This is a genomic window from Vibrio sp. 811 (assembly GCF_033339195.1).
The window spans coordinates 1-547 of the sequence record NZ_JAWOUB010000811.1; the positions used below are offsets into that span (position 1 = coordinate 1).

Below are 547 nucleotides of genomic sequence, written 5' to 3' on the forward strand. Positions count from 1 at the left end.
TGTTCGAGAAACACCTGAACAGATGATGGAAAAAAATGAACGTGCTATTCGCTCTGTTGGTCTCGATAAGCTGATTTCAGGACTGGATTTGGAAGGAACGTCAGAAGAGTAAATTTTTGAATGCACCCACGATGCGCCAACATCGCAGGTGCTTATAGTCAGTAACATAACCACGCTAAGGAAACATTACTATGAAAAACACTATTGCAAACAAATCACTAAACATCAATAATTCTGAGCTTGTGAGCATCCCTTTGGATAAGAATAATTCATGTGAAAACTTTTTCCCATTTGATTGTTCTTTGTCTTTCATCGAGTCAGCCGTAAGCGATGTCTCTCACATGACGATGTTTGTACGCTCTGGCGCTTGTAGTTCCAACGCTGCATTACAACAAACGGTTTTAGATGAGATGTTAGACCGATTGGAGTTTTTGCAATCATCGTTATCAGTTATTCGGTTGTCTCAAACCTCGAATCCAGTTGAAGATGAAACCCAACATTAATTTTAAGGCTCCAGTTCGGAGCCTTTTTTATATGTAAAACAGGG

Annotated in this window: 1 protein-coding gene; it reads left to right on the forward strand. The window is 39.7% G+C overall.

Translation table 11 applies throughout. The features are described from left to right. Positions 1-191: 191 nt before the first annotated feature. Positions 192-503, forward strand: coding sequence for a hypothetical protein (locus tag R7Q46_RS29530; RefSeq protein ID WP_276431008.1), 312 nt, complete (start codon positions 192-194; stop codon positions 501-503). Positions 504-547: the final 44 nt, after the last annotated feature.

Excerpts from the sequence above, each read along its gene's own strand:
- R7Q46_RS29530 (WP_276431008.1), top strand. The coding sequence starts at position 192 with ATGAAAAACACTATTGCAAACAAATCACTAAACATCAATAATTCTGAG.